This is a genomic window from Streptomyces sp. NPDC052036 (assembly GCF_040680495.1).
Taxonomy (GTDB): domain Bacteria; phylum Actinomycetota; class Actinomycetes; order Streptomycetales; family Streptomycetaceae; genus Streptomyces.
In genome coordinates this window covers 65307-86029 of record NZ_JBFAWW010000035.1, presented here as the reverse complement: position 1 = coordinate 86029, position 20723 = coordinate 65307, and the positions used below count along the sequence as shown (strand labels likewise).

Genomic DNA, 20723 nt, shown 5'->3' with positions numbered 1-20723 from the left:
CTTGGTCTCGATACCGAGGGACAGCGGGGTCACGTCCAGGAGCAGGACGTCCTTGACCTCACCCTTGAGGACACCGGCCTGGAGCGAGGCGCCGACGGCCACGACCTCGTCCGGGTTCACACCCTTGTGCGGCTCCTTGCCGGTCAGCTCCCTGACCAGGTCCGTCACGGCGGGCATCCGGGTCGAGCCGCCCACGAGGATCACATGGTCGACGTCGGACACCTTGATCCCGGCATCCTTGACCGCCTGGTGGAAGGGGCCCTTGCAGCGGTCCAGCAGGTCGGCCGTCAGCTGCTGGAACTGGGCGCGGGTCAGCTTCTCGTCCAGGTGAAGCGGGCCCTCCGACGAGGCCGTCACATAGGGCAGGTTGATGGTCGTCTCGGACGAACTCGACAGCTCGATCTTGGCCTTCTCCGCGGCCTCGCGCAGTCGCTGCACCGCCATCTTGTCCTGGGACAGATCGATGCCGTACCCGTTCTTGAACTGCTTGACCAGGTGGTCGACGACCCGCTGGTCCCAGTCGTCGCCGCCGAGACGGGTGTCGCCGTTGGTGGCCTTGACCTCGATGACTCCCTCGCCCATCTCCAGGAGCGACACGTCGAAGGTGCCGCCGCCGAGGTCGAAGACGAGGACCGTCTGGTCGTTCTCCTTGTCGAGTCCGTACGCCAGCGCGGCAGCCGTCGGCTCGTTGATGATCCGCAGGACGTTCAGGCCCGCGATCTCCCCGGCCTCCTTGGTGGCCTGCCGCTGGGAGTCGTCGAAGTACGCGGGGACGGTGATCACCGCGTCGGTGACGTCCTCGCCGAGGTAGGCCTCCGCGTCCCTCTTCAGCTTCTGCAGCACACGCGCGGAGATCTCCTGTGCGGTGTACTTCTTGCCGTCGACGGTGCCGCTGTCCGGGAAGCGCCACGCCTGGTCGCCCACGTGGCGTTTGACGGAGCGCGCGGTGCGCTCGACGTTGGTCACCGCCTGCCGCTTGGCGACCTCGCCGACCAGCACCTCGCCGTTCTTGGCGAAGGCCACGACCGACGGCGTGGTCCGGGCGCCCTCGGTGTTGGTGATGACGGTGGGCTCGCCGCCCTCCAGGACCGAGACCACCGAGTTCGTGGTGCCGAGGTCGATACCGACCGGACGTGCCATGGGGGCGCTCCCTCCTCGTCGTCCCGGTACCCCTCCGGGCTGCGGTTTTTGTCCTGGTTTCCTTACCTGCCTGAATAAAACTTGAGTGGCCCCTTGTCAAGGCGATTCCTGCCGGACCGACGGCCCCACGCGATGCGGACGGACCGGCGACGGCTCTTTCGTCCCTTTCATCGTCTGCCCCGATCGGACAGACGGCGATCCGGCCCCCTTCCCCCGACCGAGGACACGACGCCTCTCCCCCGGCCGAGGAGCCATGGAAGAACCATCCATCCGGAGCACGAAAGCTGGATGAAGCATCCTCTGGTGCGGGCCGTACGGGGCGCCGTACCGTCTGCAGACCACCAGCGGACGGCCCCGTCTCCCCCGCGCACCCCTGCGGCGGCCCGGTGCCGTCCGACCCGTCGCGCCACGAACGCGCTCCGCCGCCCTTCCCCCGCTGGAGCTCCCGTTGCCCGAGAACCCCGACTCCTCCGCCGCCGCGCCCCCGTCCCTCACCGAGGTGGAGACCTACGGCGTCGAGCGCATCCCCGACGCGGATCGCACCGCGACCCCGCTCGATCTGTTCCGGGTCGCCTTCGGCGGCGCCAACACCTTCTCCACCTGCGTCCTCGGTGCCTTCCCGATCCTGTTCGGCCTCTCCTTCTGGCAAGGACTCGCGGCGACGCTCCTCGGAGTGGTCGCGGGCGCGCTGATCCTGTGCCCGATGGCGGTGTTCGGCCCGGTCAACGGCACGAACAACGCGGTCTCCTCCTCCGCCCACCTCGGGGTGCACGGCCGGGTGGTCGGCTCGTTCCTCTCCCTGCTCACAGCCATCGCGTTCTTCTCGATCTCCGTGTGGAGTTCGGGTGACGCCCTGGTCGGCGGCGCTCACCGGCTCTTCGGCCTGGAGCGCGGGAATCTGTCGTACGTCGTCGCCTACGCGCTGTTCGCGGGCCTCGTGCTCGCGGTGTGCGTCTACGGCTTCCGGTTCATGCTGTTCGTCAACAAGATCGCGGTGACTTCGGCGACCGTGCTGTTCCTGCTCGGGGCGATCGCCTTCGCCGGGGACTTCGACCCCTCGTACGCCGGTGTCTTCACCGCCTCGGCCAACCCCGGGACCAAGGCGCTGTTCTGGCCGTCGTTCATCGGCGCGGCGCTGATCGTGCTGTCGAACCCGGTGTCGTTCGGCGCGTTCCTCGGCGACTGGTCGCGCTACATCCCCGCGAACACACCGCGCCGCAAGGTGGTCGCTGCCGCGTTCCTCTCCCAGATCGCGACCCTCCTGCCGTTCGTCTTCGGTCTGGCGACCGCGAGCATCATCGCCAAGCAGGCACCGAAGTACGTCGACCCGTCCGCTCCGGACTTCGTCGGCGGTCTGCTCGCCATCTCACCGACCTGGTTCTTCCTGCCCGTGTGTCTGCTGGCGCTGATCGGCGGCATGTCGACGGGCACGACGTCGCTGTACGGAACCGGCCTGGACTTCTCGTCGGTGTTCCCCCGGCTGTCCCGGGTCCAGGCGACGCTGGTGGTCGGCGTGCTGTCGATCGCGTTCATCTTCATCGGCCGATTCGGGCTGAACCTGGTGCAGTCGATCTCCACTTTTGCCACGATGATCATCACCTGTACCACTCCGTGGATGGTCGTGATGATGCTCGGCTTCTACACCCGGCGCGGCTGGTACGACCCGGACGCGCTGCAAGTCTTCAACCGCCGCCAGCGCGGCGGCCGCTACTGGTTCACGCACGGCTGGAACTGGCGGGGCATGACCGCCTGGTGGGTCTCGGCGGTGATCGGCGTGCTGTTCACCGACATCCCCGGCCAGTTCGTCGGCCCGCTGGGCGACCTGGCGAACGGCGTCGACATCAGCCTTCCGCTGTCGCTGGCCGTCGCCGCGATCCTCTACCTGGCGCTGCTGCGGCTCTTCCCCGAGCCCCGGGCGGCGTACGGGCCCGAGGGCGCGCGACTGGCCCGTACCGTCGAGGCGCCGGTCCCGCCGATCACCGGGCCGGGCGCCTTGGACGAGAGCGCTCCGGCACTCGTGGTCGAGGGGGGCTGATGGACACCTGGCTCGACCTGTCGGTGCCCGTGGTCACCGGGATGCCCGTCTATCCCGGTGACCCGCAGGTCGAGGTGGAACGGGCGCTGCGGGTGGCGACGGACGGCGTGAACGTCCTGAGCCTGCACATGGGTTCGCAGTCCGGGACGCATGTGGACGCGCCGTACCACGTGAACTCGGGGTGGCCCGCGCTGGGCGCGCTGCCGCTGGAGCGGTTCGCGGGCCCGGCCGTGGTGGCGGACGTCCGGGGCCTGTCGGCCCGGACGGCGATCACGCCCGAGCTGCTCGCGCCCGCGCTCAGTCTGCTGCGGCTCCAGCCGGGCGCGATCCTGCTGCTGGCGACCGGCTGGTCGGCCTACTGGGGAACCGACGCCTACGCGGACCACCCCTGGCTGACGCCCGAGTCGGCACAGGCGATCGTCAACGCGAGCGTCCGCACCGTCGGGGTGGACGCGCTGAGCGTGGACCCGTCCGGCGACCCGGACCTGCCCGCCCATCGGGTGCTGTGCGGCGCGACCGGCGTGATCGCCGAGAACCTCACCGGTCTCGACCGTGTCCTCGCCGCCCAGCGCGCCGGCCGCTCGGTGGAGGTCTTCCTGTTCCCGCTGCACCTGCCCGGCTCGGACGGCGCCCCGGTCCGGGCCGTGGCCCGGGTCGGCGGTCCGGCGGGGTAGGCGCAGAGGCGCGAACCCCGGTGCCGCGCGGGGAGCGCATCCATGGCCGCGCTCTCGCCGTGGGCGGTCCGCCGGCGGTGCGGCCCGGCTCATGACACCGGATCAGGTCCTGATCGTGCGGGCGAGGTCCAGGGTCAGGCGCTGCCAGGGGTCGCGCGGATCGCGGGAGGTCAGGGCGTGGATCCGGCGCAGCCGGTAGCGCAGCGACTGCGGGTGCAGATGGAGCGCGCGGGCGGCGGCTGTAGCCGATCCCGCCTCGATGTACGCGGTCAGGGCCTGGAGCAGATGGCGCTGGTCCGGCTCGGTCAGCGGGCCGAGGGCCAGATGGGCGATGTGATCCGGGGTGGCGGCCGGGTGTCCGGCGAGCAGGGCGAGGATATGGGCGTCGGCGTCCGTGAGCACACGTCCGGGACGGTGGGCGTGGGCGGGTGCCGTGTCGAGGGCGTCGGCGGCGAGCCGGTGGGCCACAGCGACCCGGTCCAGGCCCTCCCCGGTGATCGCGCAGGCCCGCCAGGCCCGCTCGTCGAGGGCGGCCGGCGCCCGCCGGGCCGCCGCCTGGGGCAGCAGCAGCACGGCCCGGGAGCCGCGGACCGTCGACAGTGACATACCGCCGTCGCCGAGCGCGGCGAGCAGCCCCGCAGCGGCCTCGTACGACATGTCGGGGCCGCCCTCGGTCGTCGGCTCGGCCACCAGCAGGCAGTAGGGGTCGGGGAGGTGGACACCCAGCCGCGCCGAGCGGTCCGTGAGCGCTCCCGCCGAGGCGTGCCGGCCCGCGATCAGATCGTCGAGCAGCAGCCGCAGGGCCCGGTCGCGGTCCCCGGCGAGGTCCTCGGTGGTGGCCGCGTAGGCCGTGGCCACCACCTCCGACAGCGTGTCCAGTGCCGTGAGCAGCACACGGGCCAGCGCGAAGCCGTCAGCCGGCGTGAGGTCCCCGGTCCGGGCGGCGACCTCGTCGGTCAGCACGGTCGCCGCCACCCGGTAGGCGCGCAGCACCGCCTGCACGGGCCGGCCGTCGGCCGCGCGGGCCGCCGCGATACCGCGGAACCGGCGCAGGTCGGCGGGGGCCAGCGTGCCGTCGGTGGCCCACAGCTGCAGCAGCCGGTCCACCCCCCAGGCGGCGATGGCCCGTACCTCTGTCAGTCTGCCGTCGTCCAGCGCGGCGTAGACCGGCACCTGGGCGTGGACGGCGGCGACGACCCTCTCCACGACCCGCCGGTCGGCGAGGATCTCGTCCCGGACACGGCGTCGGGACGGCAGGGGCTGGTTCATCACAGGGTGATGATGACAGCCGTCCGTTGTGCGCACCACGGTGGACGGGACTTATCAGGATCGCAAGGATCGTCGCCACACCACGCGGTCTCAGGGACGAGAGGCGGAGCGCACGGGATGACACGGCACTGGGCGGACTTCCAGTACGAGATCTATCTGAACGGCATGACGGGCGCCGTGCCGCGGCTGCCCACCGATCTGACCCGGCTGGAGGAGCTGACCGAGCAGCGGCTCGGGCCGGGACCGGTCGGCTATGTGGCGGGCAGCGCGGGCGACGGCAGCACCGCACGGGCCAACCGGGCGGCGCTGGAGCGCCGCCGGATCGTGCCGCGCATGCTGCGGGACGTGCACGAACGGGATCTGTCCGTCGAGGTGCTGGGGCGGCCGTTGCCGGCGCCGCTGGCCCTGGCCCCGGTCGGCGTGCTGTCGATCATGCATCCCGACGCGGAGTCCGCGGCGGCTCGGGCCGCCGCCGCGCAGGGCGTGCCCTACATCCTGTCCTCGGCCTCCAGTACGCCGATGGAGCAGGTGGCCGAGGCGTCGGGGGACGGAGAGCGCTGGTTCCAGCTGTACTGGGCCAAGGACCGCGAGGTCACCCGCAGTTTCCTGGCCCGGGCGAAGGCGGCCGGATTCACGGCCCTGTTCGTCACGCTCGACACACCGCTGCTCGCCTGGCGGCCCCGGGACCTGGACCAGGCGTATCTGCCGTTCCTGCACGGGGTGGGCACCGCCAACTACTTCACCGACCCGGCGTTCCAGGCCGGTCTGGCGAAGCCGGTGCACGAGGACCCCAACGCCGCCGTGCTGCACTTCGTGGGCATGTTCGCGGACCCCGGCAAGACCTGGCCGGACCTGGCGTTCCTACGGGAGAACTGGGACGGGCCCATCGTGCTGAAGGGCATCCTGCACCCGGACGACGGCCGCCGGGCCCTCGACGCGGGGATGGACGGCGTGGTCGTCTCCAACCACGGCGGCCGGCAGGTGGCGGGTTCCGTGGCGGCGGCGGACGCGCTGCCGCGGGTGGTGGAGGCGGTCGGGGACCGGCTCACCGTCCTGTTCGACAGCGGGATACGCACCGGCGACGACATCTTCAAGGCGCTCGCGCTGGGCGCGCGGTCGGTGCTCGTGGGACGGCCGTACGCCTACGGACTGGGGCTCGACGGCCAGGCGGGCGTCGAACACGTCATCCGCTGTCTGCTCGCCGAGTTCGACCTCACGCTCGCCCTGTCCGGGCACGCCCGCCCCAGCACCCTCGGCCCCGCCGATCTGATCGAGGAGACCTCATGACCGACCTCAAGAACGTCCTGGCCGTCATCTCGCCCCACGTCGGCGGGCGCACGGCGGGCACCACGCTCTCCGCCTTCTTCCCCGGCGAGGCAAACGTCACCGTGGTGGAGCGGACCGACGAGGACCCGGCGGCGTTGCGCGCGGCGCACGTCATCGTCACGGGCCTCGCCCCGGTCACGGCCGAACACATCACCGCCGCACCGGAGTTGGAACTCGTCCAGTGCGCGAGCCACGGCTTCGACTACGTCGACCTGCACGCGGCCCGCGCCCGGAACGTGCCCGTGTGCAACATCGGCTCCAGCGGCGCGGAGAAGCAGAACGTGGCCGAGCAGACCTTCGCGCTCATGCTCGCCCTGGCGAAGCGGTTGGTGCCGGCGCACACCGCCCTCGTCGACGCCGACTGGGCGCTGCCGCGGCTGCAGCAGTCCATCACCGAGCTGTCCGGCAAGACCCTCGGCATCGTCGGACTCGGCCATATCGGCCTGGAGGTCGCGCAGCGCGCGGTCGCCTTCGACATGACGATCCTGTACGCGGGTCCCCAGCGCGTGGACGCGGAGACGGAGGCCCGGCTCGGCGGGGCGCGCCATGTCCCGCTCGACGAACTGCTGCGCACATCCGACTATGTGACGCTGCACGCGCCGCTCACGGAGGAGACCCGGCATCTGCTCGACGCCGACCGCCTGGCCCTGATGAAACCGACCGCGTTCGTGGTCAACACGGCGCGAGGCGCCCTCATCGACCAGGACGCCCTCGCCGACGCGCTGGAGCGGGGCGCGCTGGCCGGGGCGGGCCTCGACGTCTTCGACCCCGAACCGCCCACCGCGGCCCTCAAGGTGCTCAAGGCACCGAACGTGGTGCTGTCCCCGCATGTCGCCGGGGTCACCCGGGAGACCCTGATACGGATCGCCCTGGCGGCCGTGCAGAACGCCGCCGACTTCCTGGCCGGGAAGGGGCCCCGGGACGTGGTCTCCTGACGGTGCCTCAGGACGACGCGCCGGGTCGTGGGGGGGGGGCCACGGCCCGCCGGGTGGAGCGGTGTGTCCGTCGGCGCCGAGGGCGTTCAGTACGTCGTCCGATGGGTCGGCGAGAGCGCGCTCGTGCGGGGAGACAGGGTCCGCGCGGGATCGGAACCACGCGGAACCGGGGTGGTCGGCTGCTCGTCCGTCCCGGCGATGGACAGCGACCGGGGCGCCGCCGACGGGCCGTCGGTCGTCCACCGCTGGGTGTCGGAGCCGTCGCGGGCCTTGACGACGACATCGGTGTCGGGGTCGGTGCTCGCGGGTGCGACGGCGAGGTTCTCGGCCCTGCGCGGCAGCAACTCGCCCCGCACGGTGAGGTCGTAGCGGACGTCGTCGGCGCCCGCCTCGCCCGCCTCGCCCGCGTCGACGCACCGGGCGAGCGTCACGACCCCGTCGGTGGCGCGGGAGTCGAGGCAGAGCCCCGGGTCGGCGACACTGCGCAGCAGACCGTCGCCCTCGTACGACCACTGCTGTGTCCACGCCGACGTGCACGCCGCGAGCCGGGTGTCCGCGCCGGCCCGGACCGTGCCGCGGATGTCCAGGCAGAGCCCGGCGGCGACACTGCGCAGCCGGGTCCGCTGCGGGGCGACGGACTGTCCGGCGGCGCCGGGCGGCGGCGCGGAGCCGGGGCCGGCCGAGAGCATCCCGGTCCGGCCGCTCGCGCTGGTGGAGGCGACCGGGTCGGCGCCACCGTCGTCCGACCACATGCCGGCCACCAGGAGCGAGGCGAGCACGACGGCGGCGGTGAAGCCGACTCCGGTCAGCAGTGCCCTGGTGTTCCGCTCCTCCGTCAGGAACCGGCGGCCCTGCGCGGGGATCCGGGAGAGCAACCGGCGGCGTCCGCCCCCCGCGTGTCTGCCGCCGAGTCCCGTCCCGCTCCGGGCGGCGGCTCTGGACGGCGTACGGCCGGGCCGGGAGTCGAGATAGCGCCGTGCTCCCCAGCCGAGGACCGCTTCGGCGAGCAGTCCGCCGAGCCCGCCCTCGAAATGGCTCAGCTGTTCCGCGGCGGAACGGCAGTAGGGGCACTCGAAGAGGTGCTGCTGCACATCCGGCAGCAGCGCGCCGCCACGGCGCAGAGGGACATCGAGGAGTCGGTTGTGGAAGCGGCAGGCGTCGGTCGGTGCCAGTTCCCGGTGGGCCCGTACACAGCCGGCCCGGAACTGCTCACGGGCCTGCTCCAGCGCCCCCGCCGCCGCTCCGGGGTTCATGCCCAGCAGAGCCGCCGGGACGGACACGTCCTCGGCCTCGACCTCGATGTGCCACAGCAGGCACTGGTCGAGTTCGGGAAGCGCCTGGAAAGCCCGCTGGGCAAGGACGCGGTTCTCGGGGGTCAGGGACTTCGCGGCGCGCATGCCCCGGCCCCCCGCGGGCTTTCTCAGCTCGCGCAGAACCCCCGATATCCGTTCGTCGGCGGCCCATTCCCCGACCGTGTCCCGTACCGCCACCAGAAACCGGGGGCGCAGCGCGCCCGCGGACGCGGAGCGCATGAGCTGGCCGAGGATCCGGTGAAATGCGGTGGCGGTGACCATCGAGGCGATGTCCGCCGCGGAGGCGAGGCAGATGACCGCGTACTCGTGCGCGGGCTGCCAGTGCCGCGCCATCAGCAGCGCGACGGGCTCGGTGACCTCGCCCACGGGCCGGCCCCTGAGCCGGGAGGCCAGGACCTCGTCGGATTCCCCGAGGGCCAGGCCGGGGCGAGGAGAATACGACGGACGCGGGGGGTGGGGGGTGTGCACTGAGCGGTTCCTTCCAAGGCACATGGCGGCGCACGCGGTTCGGTCGCCGAAAGGGCCCTGGCGTGTGGGGACCATCGCGGCGGGGGCGCCGGGAAGCACGGCGCGGGGAAAGCCGCACGACGGCCGCCGGACGATGAGCTTTGTGAGCTCGCCGACGGCCCTGAACGGAGAGCGGCGATTCCGAGCGGCCGTGGCCCCTGCGCGCGAAGGTCACCTTCGCACAGGTCACTCAGGGCCAACAAGGCGCTTGAACAACATCGGTATCAGGGAAAAGGCAGGGCGGGCGTCTCGGCAACTCGGCGCGTTCGCAGCGGCTTTCGACGCACCCGCGCTCCGCGCACCGCCGGTGCCCCCGCTCCGAGTGCCGTAAATCCCCGTACCGCGCCTGTCGGCAATGCCCACGGCTTCGAGTACGGGCATTGCCCACGCCGTCGAGTACGAGCATTCCCCACCCCGAGCGCACGGGCATTCCCGGCGCCCGCGCACCGGCATTCCCCGGGGCACGGCTGACGGCTTTCCTGCGGGAAGGCCATAGGTCAGATCTGCCAGGACCGCAGCCGGTCCGCCGCGCCGTAGACATCGGTCTTGCCGGAGATGAGATCGCGCGCGAGGTCGACCAGGGCGCCGTACGGCGGGTCGATGCCGACACCGCTGACCAACATGTACGCGACCGCCGTGGCACAGGCGAAGCGCGCGTTCGCCGACGGCAGCGGCTTGAGCAGCGTCAGCGTGTGCAGCAGGGCGGCGGCGCGCCAGGCCGGATCGGAATCCACACCGAGACGGGGCGGGTCCACCCGGTGGCGGGCGACCGCGGCGACCAGCGCGGAGAAGTCGTTGATGACGGGCTGGTCGGGAAGGACCTCTTCATGGCGCTGCAGCAGCCACGGCACATCGATATGGAGGACGGAGGCCATAGGTCAGGCGCCCTGCCCCTCACCCTTCGTGCCCGGCTCGTCCTCGGGGAAGGCCGCCGCGAACTCGTCCGCGTGCCCCTCGAAGAACCGGCGGAACGCCTCGGCACCCTCTTGCAGGGCCCGGTGCCGCGCGATGTCGGCCGCGGCTGCCTCACGCACCAGGGCCTTCATCGACGTACCGCGCTCCTTGGCGATCCGTCGCAGGTCCTCTAGCTCCCGATCACTGAACTCCACGTTGAGGGCTGGCATGCCCCACACGGTACCTCTCGGGTACTCGGCGGTAAATACCCGCAGGTGGGAAGAGGGTGAGAGAGGTACCGGAAGCGGGTGAGGGGCCCGCCGTACGGGTGGGGACCCGATCCTGCCGGCGGATCGGCGAGACGATCGACGCGCTGCCGGTCTCCCGGCCAGTCGGCTTTCGGGGGTATGTATTCCGGCCACGGACTAGGCTGGAACACGAGCGATGCACTTGTTCACCGAGAGTGCGCGCAAGGGAGTGGCGATGAGCCCGGTCCATCCCCCAGGCGAAGCCGCCACGGCTCGGGCCGTCATCGACGACAACGGCATTCTGGTGCACTGGAACGAGGACGCACGCCGACTGCTGGGGTATGCGCCCGGGGAGGCCGAGGGCCGCCCCGCCACGGAGTTGCTCGTCCCGGACAGCCCGGTACCGCGAGCCGAGCCGGACGGTACCCGCTGGAGCGGCACGGTGCGGCTGCGTCACCGCGACGGCGGCACCCTGCCGTTGTGGCTGCTGGCCCATCACCGTCCGCAGGAGCACGGCGGCGCATGGCTGGTCGTCGCCCCTCTCGGCGACCTGAACCGCCTGCTGGAGGACGACCGGCTGCTACGGACGGCGCTGACCTGCTCGCCCTGCGCCCTCGCCGTCTTCGACGAGAACCTGCGGCTGTACGCCTGCAACGAGGCGATGGCGGACCTGGTCGGACTCCCACGGGAGCGGATCCGCGGTCTGCGGCTGGCGGAGATCAGCGGCAGGCCCGAGAGCGAGGACCTGGAGAGCGAGGCCCGCGAGGTCCTGGAGACCGGCCGGAGACGGGATGTGCAGACGCACCGGCGCAGCGGTGGCGAGAGCCTGTCGCACGCCTGGCTCTCCCGGTTCGCCCCGCTGGTCGACGACCGCGGCCGGGTGCGCGGGGTGTGCGTCACCGCGCACGACTTCACCGAACAGTATCTGGCGCGGGAGCGGCTGCAGTTGGTCAACGAGGCCAGCGTCCGCGTCGGGACCACCCTCGACGTGGCCCGCACGGCACAGGAGCTGGCCGATGTGTGCGTGCCCGCACTCGCCGACTTCGTCAGCGTCGATCTGCTGGCGCCGCCGGGCGACGAGTCCCGGCCCGGGCCCTCCTCGCTCACCGCGCCGGTCACGCTGTGCCGCGCCGCCCACCAGTCGGTCACTCCCGGCTGCCCGGAGGCGCTGATCGAGCCCGGCGGCGTCGGCCGGTACCCCGCCTCCTCTCCGCAGGCGTCCTCGCTGGTGGCCGGCCGGACGATGGTGGCCACCAACCTCGCCACGACGCTCACCGAGTGGCTCGAATGGGACCGGGACCGCGGCAGGCGCGCCCGTGAACTCGGTGTGCACTCCACGATGTCGGTCCCCATCCAGGCCCGTGGCGGGACGTTCGGGGTGGCCGTGCTGCGACGGTTCCGGCGGTCGGACCCCTTCACTCCGGACGACGTGCTGATCGCCGAGGAGATCACGGCGCGGGCCGCCGTCTGCATCGACAACGCCCGGCGGTTCGAGCGCGAGCGCGAGACGGCACTCGCGCTCCAGCGCAGTCTGCTGCCTCGAAGGCTGCCGCGTACCGCCGCACTGGAGGCGGCCTCCCGCTATCTGCCCGCGGCCCGCGCGGGGGTGGGCGGCGACTGGTTCGACGTGATCCCGCTGTCCGGGATGCGGATCGCCATGGTGGTCGGTGACGTGGTCGGGCGCGGTGTCCAGGCCTCCGCCACCATGGGGCGGCTGCGCACCGCCGTGCGGACGCTCGCGGACATCGATCTGGCGCCGGAGGAGTTGCTCACCCATCTCGACGATCTCGTCATACGCATGTCCCAGGAGGCGGGGCTGGAGGGCCCGAGCGGTGAGGTGGGGGCCACCTGTCTGTACGCGGTCTACGACCCGGTCTCGCGTCGGTGCACGCTCGCGCGGGCGGGCCATCCCGCCCCGGTGATGGTGCCGCCGGGTCAGGCGGCCCGGCAGATCGAGCTGCCGGGCGGGCCGCCGCTGGGACTCGGCGGGCTGCCCTTCGAATCGACCGAGGTCGATCTGCCCGAGGGCACGGTGCTCGGTCTGTACACCGACGGGCTGATCGAGAGCCGTGAGCGGGACATCGACACGAACCACCGGCTGCTGTGCTCGGTCCTCGCCGGCTCCTCGACCGGCCAGGGCTCGCTGGACGACACCTGCGACCGGGTCCTGCACACCCTGCTGCCCGCGGGCGGTGTCCCGGACGATGTGGCCCTGCTGCTCGCCCGCACCCACGGACTGCCCGCCGCCCAGGTCCAGACCTGGGAGATCCCCTCCGATCCGGCACTGGTCGCGACGGTCCGCAAGCAGGTCGTGGGGAGGCTGGAGGTATGGCGGATGAGCGAGGCCGCGTTCACCACCGAGCTGGTGGTCAGCGAGCTGGTGACCAACGCCATCCGCCACGGCGGGCGTCCGATCCGGCTGCGGCTGATCCATGACGCAGCCACGCTGATCTGCGAGGTCTCCGACGGCAGCCTCACCGCCCCGCATCTGCGCCGGGCCCGGACGTACGACGAGGGCGGTCGCGGTCTGCTGCTGGTGGCCCAGCTCGCCCAGCGCTGGGGCAGCCGCCACACCACCGAGGGCAAGGTGATCTGGGCCGAGCTGAGTCTGGTGCAGTGAGGCGGCGGCCGGTCCCGGTCAGTGGCCGTCGCGGTCCCCGGACGGATCCCAGCCATGGTTGCCGCCCCAGCCGTGGTGCCCGCCCCAGCCGCCGTGTCCGCCCCCGCCGTCCGGCGAGCAGTACGGGCCGGAGCAGCCGCCCCCGCTCCCGGAGAAGGGCCGGTCCGTGGCCGATGCGCTCGCGCTCGGGACGGCGGCCCGCGTCGGTGTGCTGGCGCTCGCCGGGGCCGCCGCACGGGACGGCACGGCGCCGTGCGTCTCCGTGGGCGCCGGTGAGGTCACGGCGCCCCAGTCGGCCGTCTGCATCCGCAGCGTGTTCGAGGTGTCCGCGTGCCAGCGCTGGGTGTCGTCCCCGGCCCGCGGCTTGAGTACGAGCGATGCGTCCTGGGCGGAGGAGGCGGGGGTCAGGGCGAGGTCCTGGTCGAAGCGCGGTACGAGCGCGCCCTGGAGGGTGAAGTCGTAGCGGACGTTCTTCGCCGCGGACCCCGTGGCGCCCGCGCAGACGACGAGTTGGACCGAGTAGCCGAGGTGGGAGTCGAGGCACAGATCCGGCGCGGCGACGCTGTGCAGCAGTCCGTCGGTCTCGTACGCCCACTGCTGGGTCGCGGAGGACGCGCAGGACAGGAGCACGGCCTCGGCGCCGACGACCGCCTTGTCCTGGTCGAGGCCGATGCACAGACCGCTGTCCTCGTTGCGCAGCCGGCCCTCGAAGGCGCCAGTGGGCACGTCGGCGGCGGCGCCGATCAAGGAGGGCGATCCGGAGCCGCTCGTGCCACCCGGGCTGGGTTCACCGGACGGCGTGCCCTTGCCGGTCGCGGCGCCCCCGCCCGGCCTGGCGCCGGACCACACGGCCAGCGGTATGAGGACGAGCGCGCTCACCGTGGCCACGGCGAGGGTGAGTTGCCGCCGACGCGGCGAGCGCGGGGCCTTGCGCCCGATGGCGGAGTGCCGGCCTGCGGCGGCCGGCGTGGGGACGTGGCGCCCGGGGGTGTCCGTCGCGGGGGCGCCCTGATCGCCGGGGTCGGCCCGGCCGGCGGGGGCCGTGCGGTCGGCGGCGGTGGCCCGCGGGCGTACGTCGGCCGGGTCGACCAGCGGCTCCCCGCCGACCAGCGGCTCCCCGCCGACGAGGGGCATCACGGGCGGCGCCGGTGCCGTGCCCCCCACGCCGGGCTCGTTCTTCGTCTCCAGGTAGGCCCCCGCGCCCCAGCCGAGCACGCCCTCCGCGAGAAGCAGCGGAAGGCGCCGGTGGAAGCCCTCCAACTGTTCGGCGGCGTGGCGGCAGTGGATGCAGCCGTCGACATGACGGCGCAGATCCGGATCGAGGACGCCGTCCCCCCGGCGCAGGGAGGCGTCCAGCAGGCCCGCATAGCGACGGCACTCCTCGTCGGGGGCGGACTCGCGGTGAGCGTCCAGACACCCCTCACGCAACTGCTCGCGCGCCCGGTCCAGCCGAACCGCGGCGTCGGCCGTCCCGAGGCCCAACAGGGCTGCGGGAACGGCGATTTCCTCGCGCTCGACCTCGGTGTGCCACAGCAGACAGCGGGCGGGCTCGGGGAGCCGCTGGAAGGCACGGGACACCAGTCGACGGGTCTCGGGGGGCAGCAGCCGCGCCGCGGCACGCTCGCCGCTCGCGGGGTCGGAGCGGAGGTCGGGGTGCAGCAGGGCGTGCCGGTGGTCGGTGAGCCATTCCCCCGCGAGACGCCGGATGGTGACGAGCAGGTGGGGGCGCCACGCGGCCGTGGGTCCGCCCTGCCGGGCGGAATCCTCGAAGAGCCGGGTGAATGCCGCCGTGGTGAGCATTCCGGCGGGGTGGGCCCCGTCCGTGCACAACCGGGCGTAGGAGAAGGCGGCCTCCCAGTGGCGGCCGAGCAGTTCGCCGACCGGATGGTGTACAGGCCTCTTGCCGGCGGACTTCTTCAGCTCGGCGGCGAGCTGTTCGTCCGTGGCGTCGTACGAGGGGAGGGAGTCCGGAGAATTCCGCTGGGCCCCGCCTTGCACGTCCACGTTCCTCCAAAGCCCGCACGGAAGTTCTTTAGTACATACCAATGGAGGCACCACCCGACCGATCGCGCATGGGAAGTGCCCTGGGGATTATTCGGCATACCGAACACCCGCCCGAGGCAGCTCCGATGAAGCGGGCAGTGCGCGGCAACGTCGGCCGCGCCGCGGTAAAGGGAATGGTCCGCGCGCCGACAGTGACACTTTTGCACAGGTCGCCGAGCACGAACAAGACAGCCCCTCACTTTTGTATTCCTGTGCGCCGCACGTGAGTTGACAGAAAGTCAATAGAGCGGGAATCGGCGTTGGAAATACCGGGTTGTCCGGTTCGCTCTCCCGGAATTTCACCGCTCCGCACTGAGCAACGGCCCTCAGGAGGCGAAGGCGAGGATCTCCTCGGCGACCGCCCTGGGGTTCTCCAGCAGCATGGCGTGGGTGGCGTCGACAAGGGCGATCGTCACGTTCGGCCGCTCCTTCGCCAGCGCGGCGAGGTCCCGGGCGAGCCCTTTGGCGTAGGCGGCCATCATGTGGTCGAACCAGTCCAGGTCCGGCACGCGGGGCACCTGCCGCCGGGCGCGGCCGAGCAGTAGCGGCGCGGTCATCCTGCGGAAGAGGGCGAAGAGGTCGAGGGAGTCGATCACCGCGCACATCTGCAGCATCTCCTTCCGGCCCGGACGCAGTTCCAGGATCCCGTCGTCCCGCTCCCGCACGGAGCGCAGCACACCAGCCTCGAGCAGCTCATAGGGGATGCCCAGCTGTTCGGAGATCACGCGCTCCTCGGCGAGCAGGTCCCTGAGCCCGTGCGCGGGCAGTTCCCTCGGGGCGACGACGCCCAACTCCCGGAGCTGGACGAGCCGTTGTGCGACGTGATCCGGGTCGAGACCCGCATACTGGTCCGGGCGCCCCCAGCCGAACCCGTCGAGGTTCACCGCGCCGGGGGTGACGTCCGGGTGCTCCAGTGCGTACCGCACGGCGAGCATGCCGCCGAGGGAGTGCCCCACGGGCAGGGCGTCGGGGATCCCGTGGACCGCGAGGACCTCCTCGATGTCCGCGAGCACCTCGGGCAGGCGCCACGGGCCGGAGGGCGAGTGACCGTGGCCGCGTAGATCCATGGCCAGCACCCGGTGGTGCGGCACCAGCAGGGGTGCGACGGCGGCCCAGTCGGCGAGTGTGCGTCCGGCACCGTGCAGGAGCAGCAGGGGCGACCCCTCGCCTCCGTGGTCGCGCACGGCCGGCACGATGCGGTCTCCGGTCATGCAACGACAGTAGAGCGCCGCCGCGGCCTCCGCTGTCAGCGTGGTGGGAGCAGGTCCAGGGCCCGCTCCCAGCGGAACTCGGGACGTCCGCCGCCTTTGTCCGTCTCTCCGGCATACGGGTCCCCGAACCGGACCCCCATGCCGCCCAGCCGTTCGAGGCTGGCGCGGTAGGCGGGATGGACGGCCAGCGCCTCGCTCACACAGGGCAGGACGGCGATCGGCACACCGAGCCCGTACGCCTCGCACAAAGTGCCCAGCGCGAGGGTGTCGGACATCCCGGCGGCCCACTTGTTGACGGTGTTGAAGGTGGCCGGGGCCACGACGACGGCGTCCGGGTCCGGAAACGGCCGGGGGTCGCCGGGGGCGCGCCAGGCGGACCGGATCGGGCGGCCCGTCCGCGCCTCGACGTCGTCGGTGTCGAAGAAGCGTAGGGCGAGCGGGGTGGCGATGACGCCCACCTCCCAGCCGTCCTCCTGCGCGGCCGCGATCAGCCTGCCGACGTCCTGGGCGATGCCCGCGGCGCAGACGACGACGTACAGGAAGGGCTTCGAGACGTCCTGGTTCACGCCTGCACTCTAGGCGGCACACCCGGCACAACGTGGCCCGTCGAGGCGCTGCTACCGTAGAGAACGCTGGTTCTCTCGGTCGGGGACCCCTGAAGGAGTTCGTACATGGACAGCGAAGTCGCCCGCGACCGGGCGCTGGACGCCGCGGAGACGCTGTTCTACGGCCGTGGCATACAGAGCGTCGGGATGGACGACATCCGCGGTACCTCAGGTGTGTCGCTCAAGCGGCTGTACCAGCTCTTCCCCGCCAAGGAGCAGCTGGTCGAGGCCTATCTGGAGCGGCGTGACGTGCGCTGGCGGCAGCGGCTGACGGAGCACGTGGACCGGCACACGGACCCCGTGGAGCGCATTCTGGCCGTGTTCGCCTGGCTGCGGGAGTGGTTCGCCGAGCCCGGGTTCCGCGGCTGCGCCTGGATCAACTCGTACGGCGAACTGGGCGCGACATCGCCCCGGGTACTGGCTCTCGTACGCGCCCACAAGCAGGCCTTCAGGGCGTATCTGACCGGTCTGGTGTCCGCCGCCGGGCTGCCCGCCCCTCTCGGCGACCAGCTGTTCCTGCTGGCCGAGGGCGCCATCGTGACCGCGGGCACGGAGGCCTCCACGGAGCCCGCCGATCAGGCGGGCCGGGCCGCGGGGCTGCTGCTGGCGGCCTACCGGTAGCGCTTCCGGCAGACCGGGTGCCACCGCCGGACGAGGCGGACCGCCGCTGGGGCGCGGTGGGGCCCGCATGGGCCGACGGTGGCCGTCGAGCACGGCTCGGGGGACGTCCCCCGATGTACTCGATGTACTCGATTCGGAGCCGCGGCGGTGTCAGCTCGCCCGGGAAGCCTCGGCTCCTTTCTCGCTGATGGTGATGGCGCTCACGGGACAGGCGCGTGCCGCCTCCCGCACCAGCGGGTCGCCGCCACCGTCCTCCTTGCCGGGCAGGACCTCGCTGTAGCCGTCGTCGTCCTGGGTGAAGACGCCCGGCGCGGTCAGTGCGCACTGGCCCGCGCCGATACAGACGTCCCTGTCGATGTCGATGGAGATGGAGATGTCATCGGTCATGGTCGACAGCCTCTTACCAGGTCACGGGGAGTTCCAGCATCCCCTGGATCGTGTCGCCCGGTTTGAAGGGGATCTCCTCCGGCGGGGCGGCGAGCCGCAGCCCGGGGAGCCGGTCGAACAGGGTGCGCAGGGCGAGCTCCAGCTCGGCCCGCGCGAGGTTCTGGCCGAGGCACTGGTGGATACCGAACCCGAAGGCGACATGGTGGTGGCTGGAGCGGTGCCAGTCCAGCAGATCCGGCTCGGGGAAGGCGGCGGTGTCCCGGTTGATGACGGACGTGGAGAACAGCACACCCTCGTCAGCGCGAATGGTGCACCCGGCGATCTCGATGTCCTCGGTGGCCACCCGCACCAGCCCGTCGGCGATGGACAGGAAGCGCAGCAGCTCCTCGACCGCGGCGGACATGAGGCCCGGGTCGCCCCGCAGCTCGGCGAGTTGCTCGGGGTGCCGGAGCAGGGTGAACGTGCCGAGGGAGATCATGTTCGCGGTCGTCTCGTGCCCGGCGATCAGCAGCAGCGTGGCCAGCGAGACCAGCTCGGCCCGGTCCAGCGCTCCCTCGCGCAGCTGTTCCTGGATCAGCTCGTCGAGCAGTCCGTCCCCCGGCTGCTCGCGCTTGGCGTCGATCAGGTCACCGAGGTAGGCGTCCATGCGGTCGCGGGCGTCCTGGGTGTCGGCCGGGGTGGGGCCGCGCAGCAGCTTGCGGGACTGCTCCTCGAAGAACTCATGGTCGGCGTACGGGACGCCGAGCAGCGCACAGATCACCATCGACGGCAGGGGCAGCGCGAAGGCGCTCACCAGCTCGGCCGGCGGTCCGGCCGCCTCCACGGCGTCCAGCAGCCCGTCGATGGTCTCCTGGATGCGCGGGCGCAGACCGTTGACCCGCTTGAGCGTGAAGTTCGGAACCAGCATGCGGCGCTGGGTGCGGTGCTGGGGATCGTCCATGCCGAGCAGGGTGACCTTGCGGTCGCGGACGGCGGCGAAGCGTGCGTTGGTCGCCGGGAACGTGTCCCGGTTCCGGTTGGAGGACAGGCGTGGGTCCGCGAGGAGCTCCCGGGCCGTGGCGTGGCCGGTGACCACCCAGACGTCGCGTCCGTCGTAGAGCGTGACGCGGGTCAGGGGCCGCTCGCTGCGCAGGGGGTCGTAGGCGGCGGGCGGGTGGTAGGGGCAGGTGCGGTCCTGAGGGAAGGCGACGGGTTCTGACTGGGCCACAGCGGGTTTCGTCATGTATGACCTCGCAATGTATGACCTCGCAGGCGAAGAATCTCTCTTGCCGATCATCATCAATTAGATGCCCGAGGCATCTACAGGGCCACCCGAAGTTCGGCCAGATCCGCCGGATGCCGTATGTGGCCGAAGCCTGTCGCCGACCGACGGCCGAAAACGGCCGGTCGTGTCCGGCCGACGGGCCGCCGCCGACGGGACGCCGCGCCGCCGCACCCTGCGGGAGCGTGTCGCGCGTCCCCGCACCGACCATCGTAATTCGCTTGCCCGCGCATCCGCCGCTCCTGAAAGATCGGCGCATGTTCACCCTCGACACCGTGCTGCCGCCGCTCTTCGCCCCCGCGTGTTCGGGCCGGGGCCGACAGCAGTCCGGCCGTCCCCGGAGGCCCTCGCCGCGCCGGTCGTGACCGCCGCGCTGGTGGCGGGACTGGTCGCGGGATACGGCATCGCCGTACCCGTCGGAGCGGTCTCGGCCTATCTGCTCTCCCTCTCCGCCCGTACGTCCCTGCGCACCGGTGTGTGCGCCGCACTCGGCGTCGCCACCGCGGACGGGATCTACGCCCTGGCGGCGACCATCGGCGGCACCGCCCTCGCCGCCGCCCTGCAACCGGTACTGGTCCCCCTGCGCTGGGTGTCCGCGCTGGTGCTGGCCGCCCTCGCCGTGCGCGGCGCCGTCGGCGCGCTGCGCCGGTATCGCTCCGAGGGGCGGGCCGCCCCGGAGCGCGCGGCACCGGCTGGACCCGGGCGGGCGTATCTGGGACTGCTCGGCGTCACCCTGCTGAACCCGACCACGGTGATCTACTTCGCCGCGCTGGTGCTGGGGGGCCACGCCACGGACTCCGTACGGCCACTGGAGCAGGGGCTGTTCGTCCTCGCGGCGTTCGCCGCGTCCGCGAGCTGGCAGCTGGTGCTGGCCGGGGGCGGTGCGCTGCTCGGCCGGGGGCTGACCGGGCGGCGCGGGCGCCTGGTGACGGCGCTCGTCTCCAGCGCGGTGATTGCCGCGCTGGCGGTGCGGGTGCTGACCGGTCCCGCGTGAGGCGGCGGCGCACCGGGCTCCGCGCCGGAGGCGTGGTGAGGATGAAACCGGGGCGCGGCTGGTGTTGAATCATGGAGCGCGCGTTCGCGCGGCCGGACCGTGGGTCCGCCGCGCGGCGGACGCGACAACAGTCGTACGCGACGATGGGACGGATGACATGCCTCTTGAGGGCGAGTACGAACCCAGCCCGACGCAGTGGGTGCGCGAACAGGTGGATCTGTACGAGCGTTCCGGCGGCACCGAGGGCGCCACGCTCCAGGACACGGGGATGCCGGTGATCATCCTCACGACCCTCGGGGCCAAGAGCGGCAAGATCCGCAAGACTCCGCTGATGCGCGTGGAACACGACGGCCGGTACGCCGCGGTGGCCTCGTTGGGGGGCGCGCCCAAGCACCCCGTCTGGTACTACAACGTGACGGAGCATCCCACGGTGGAGCTCCAGGACGGGCCGGTGCGCCGGGAGATGACGGCCCGTGAGGTCACGGGCGAGGAGAAGGCGCAGTGGTGGGAACGGGCGGTGGCCGCCTACCCGCCGTACGCCGACTACCAGAAGAAGACGGACCGGGAGATCCCCCTCTTCGTGCTGGAGCCCACCGGGAAGTGAGTCCCGGCACTGGCGGGCCGTGCGGCGCTCTCGCCG

At 72.2% G+C, this 20723-nt stretch carries 18 protein-coding genes; 8 read left to right on the top strand and 10 right to left on the bottom strand.

The features are described from left to right. On the bottom strand, nt 1-1140 hold a 1140-nt coding region (dnaK, locus tag AB0L95_RS33375), incomplete at its 3' end, for a molecular chaperone DnaK (RefSeq protein ID WP_365168275.1). A 448-nt stretch (nt 1141-1588) separates the two neighbouring features. Between dnaK and AB0L95_RS33370 the strand changes: the two genes are divergently transcribed. Beyond that, nucleotides 1589-3175, top strand: coding sequence for a cytosine permease (locus AB0L95_RS33370; protein WP_365168273.1), 1587 nt, complete (start codon nt 1589-1591; stop codon nt 3173-3175). Then, nucleotides 3175-3849 carry a cyclase family protein gene (locus tag AB0L95_RS33365; protein ID WP_365168271.1) on the top strand — a complete coding sequence of 225 codons (675 nt, stop codon included), beginning with the start codon at nt 3175-3177 and terminating at the stop codon, nt 3847-3849. The genes AB0L95_RS33370 and AB0L95_RS33365 overlap by 1 nt, the downstream gene beginning before the upstream one ends. A 102-nt stretch (nt 3850-3951) precedes the next feature. Here the strand turns inward: AB0L95_RS33365 and AB0L95_RS33360 are convergent, their stop codons facing one another. Continuing rightward, entirely contained in the window at nt 3952-5118 is a 1167-nt protein-coding gene (locus tag AB0L95_RS33360; RefSeq protein ID WP_365168268.1) for a helix-turn-helix domain-containing protein, read from the bottom strand. A 117-nt stretch (nt 5119-5235) separates the two neighbouring features. On the opposite strand from AB0L95_RS33360, the gene AB0L95_RS33355 reads away from it, so the two are divergent. After that, nucleotides 5236-6405, top strand: a complete 1170-nt coding sequence (locus AB0L95_RS33355; RefSeq protein WP_365168265.1) for a lactate 2-monooxygenase — start codon at nt 5236-5238, stop codon at nt 6403-6405. Continuing rightward, nucleotides 6402-7379: an NAD(P)-dependent oxidoreductase gene (locus AB0L95_RS33350; RefSeq protein ID WP_365168263.1), complete on the top strand. Its 978-nt coding sequence runs from the start codon at nt 6402-6404 to the stop codon at nt 7377-7379. The genes AB0L95_RS33355 and AB0L95_RS33350 overlap by 4 nt, the downstream gene beginning before the upstream one ends. Before the next feature lie 86 nt (nt 7380-7465). Here AB0L95_RS33350 and AB0L95_RS33345 read toward each other — a convergent pair whose 3' ends face one another. The 3 genes from AB0L95_RS33345 to AB0L95_RS33335 form a co-directional block, all read right to left on the bottom strand. After that, nucleotides 7466-9160 carry an RICIN domain-containing protein gene (locus tag AB0L95_RS33345; protein WP_365168260.1) on the bottom strand — a complete coding sequence of 565 codons (1695 nt, stop codon included), beginning with the start codon at nt 9158-9160 and terminating at the stop codon, nt 7466-7468. Nucleotides 9161-9696: 536 nt separating this feature from the next. Continuing rightward, nucleotides 9697-10074: a toxin Doc gene (locus tag AB0L95_RS33340; protein WP_365168257.1), complete on the bottom strand. Its 378-nt coding sequence runs from the start codon at nt 10072-10074 to the stop codon at nt 9697-9699. Between the two features lie 3 nt (nt 10075-10077). Further along, a complete protein-coding gene (locus tag AB0L95_RS33335) occupies nt 10078-10323 on the bottom strand; it encodes a hypothetical protein (RefSeq protein ID WP_365168255.1) in 246 nt (81 codons plus the stop codon). A 253-nt stretch (nt 10324-10576) separates the two neighbouring features. On the opposite strand from AB0L95_RS33335, the gene AB0L95_RS33330 reads away from it, so the two are divergent. Further along, a complete protein-coding gene (locus AB0L95_RS33330; RefSeq protein ID WP_365168253.1) occupies nt 10577-12961 on the top strand; it encodes a SpoIIE family protein phosphatase in 2385 nt (794 codons plus the stop codon). Nucleotides 12962-12979: 18 nt separating this feature from the next. Here the strand turns inward: AB0L95_RS33330 and AB0L95_RS33325 are convergent, their stop codons facing one another. From AB0L95_RS33325 to AB0L95_RS33315, 3 genes are all read right to left on the bottom strand, one after another. Beyond that, nucleotides 12980-14965, bottom strand: a complete 1986-nt coding sequence (locus AB0L95_RS33325; protein WP_365168250.1) for a ricin-type beta-trefoil lectin domain protein — start codon at nt 14963-14965, stop codon at nt 12980-12982. A gap of 365 nt (nt 14966-15330) precedes the next feature. Further along, nucleotides 15331-16215 carry an alpha/beta hydrolase gene (locus AB0L95_RS33320; RefSeq protein WP_365168248.1) on the bottom strand — a complete coding sequence of 295 codons (885 nt, stop codon included), beginning with the start codon at nt 16213-16215 and terminating at the stop codon, nt 15331-15333. A gap of 35 nt (nt 16216-16250) precedes the next feature. Next, a complete protein-coding gene (locus AB0L95_RS33315) occupies nt 16251-16781 on the bottom strand; it encodes a flavoprotein (RefSeq protein WP_365168245.1) in 531 nt (176 codons plus the stop codon). 105 nt (nt 16782-16886) lie between these two features. Between AB0L95_RS33315 and AB0L95_RS33310 the strand changes: the two genes are divergently transcribed. After that, a complete protein-coding gene (locus AB0L95_RS33310; protein ID WP_365168242.1) occupies nt 16887-17441 on the top strand; it encodes a TetR/AcrR family transcriptional regulator in 555 nt (184 codons plus the stop codon). Between the two features lie 150 nt (nt 17442-17591). Here the strand turns inward: AB0L95_RS33310 and AB0L95_RS33305 are convergent, their stop codons facing one another. Next, nucleotides 17592-17810: a ferredoxin gene (locus AB0L95_RS33305; RefSeq protein ID WP_365168284.1), complete on the bottom strand. Its 219-nt coding sequence runs from the start codon at nt 17808-17810 to the stop codon at nt 17592-17594. Nucleotides 17811-17841: 31 nt separating this feature from the next. Continuing rightward, nucleotides 17842-19050, bottom strand: a complete 1209-nt coding sequence (locus AB0L95_RS33300) for a cytochrome P450 (protein WP_365168239.1) — start codon at nt 19048-19050, stop codon at nt 17842-17844. A 400-nt stretch (nt 19051-19450) separates the two neighbouring features. Between AB0L95_RS33300 and AB0L95_RS33295 the strand changes: the two genes are divergently transcribed. Together AB0L95_RS33295 and AB0L95_RS33290 are read left to right on the top strand one after the other, a co-directional pair. Next, nucleotides 19451-20083, top strand: coding sequence for a LysE family transporter (locus AB0L95_RS33295; protein ID WP_365168237.1), 633 nt, complete (start codon nt 19451-19453; stop codon nt 20081-20083). Nucleotides 20084-20240: 157 nt separating this feature from the next. After that, nucleotides 20241-20687, top strand: a complete 447-nt coding sequence (locus AB0L95_RS33290) for a nitroreductase family deazaflavin-dependent oxidoreductase (RefSeq protein ID WP_365168234.1) — start codon at nt 20241-20243, stop codon at nt 20685-20687. The last annotated feature ends 36 nt before the right edge of the window (nt 20688-20723 follow it).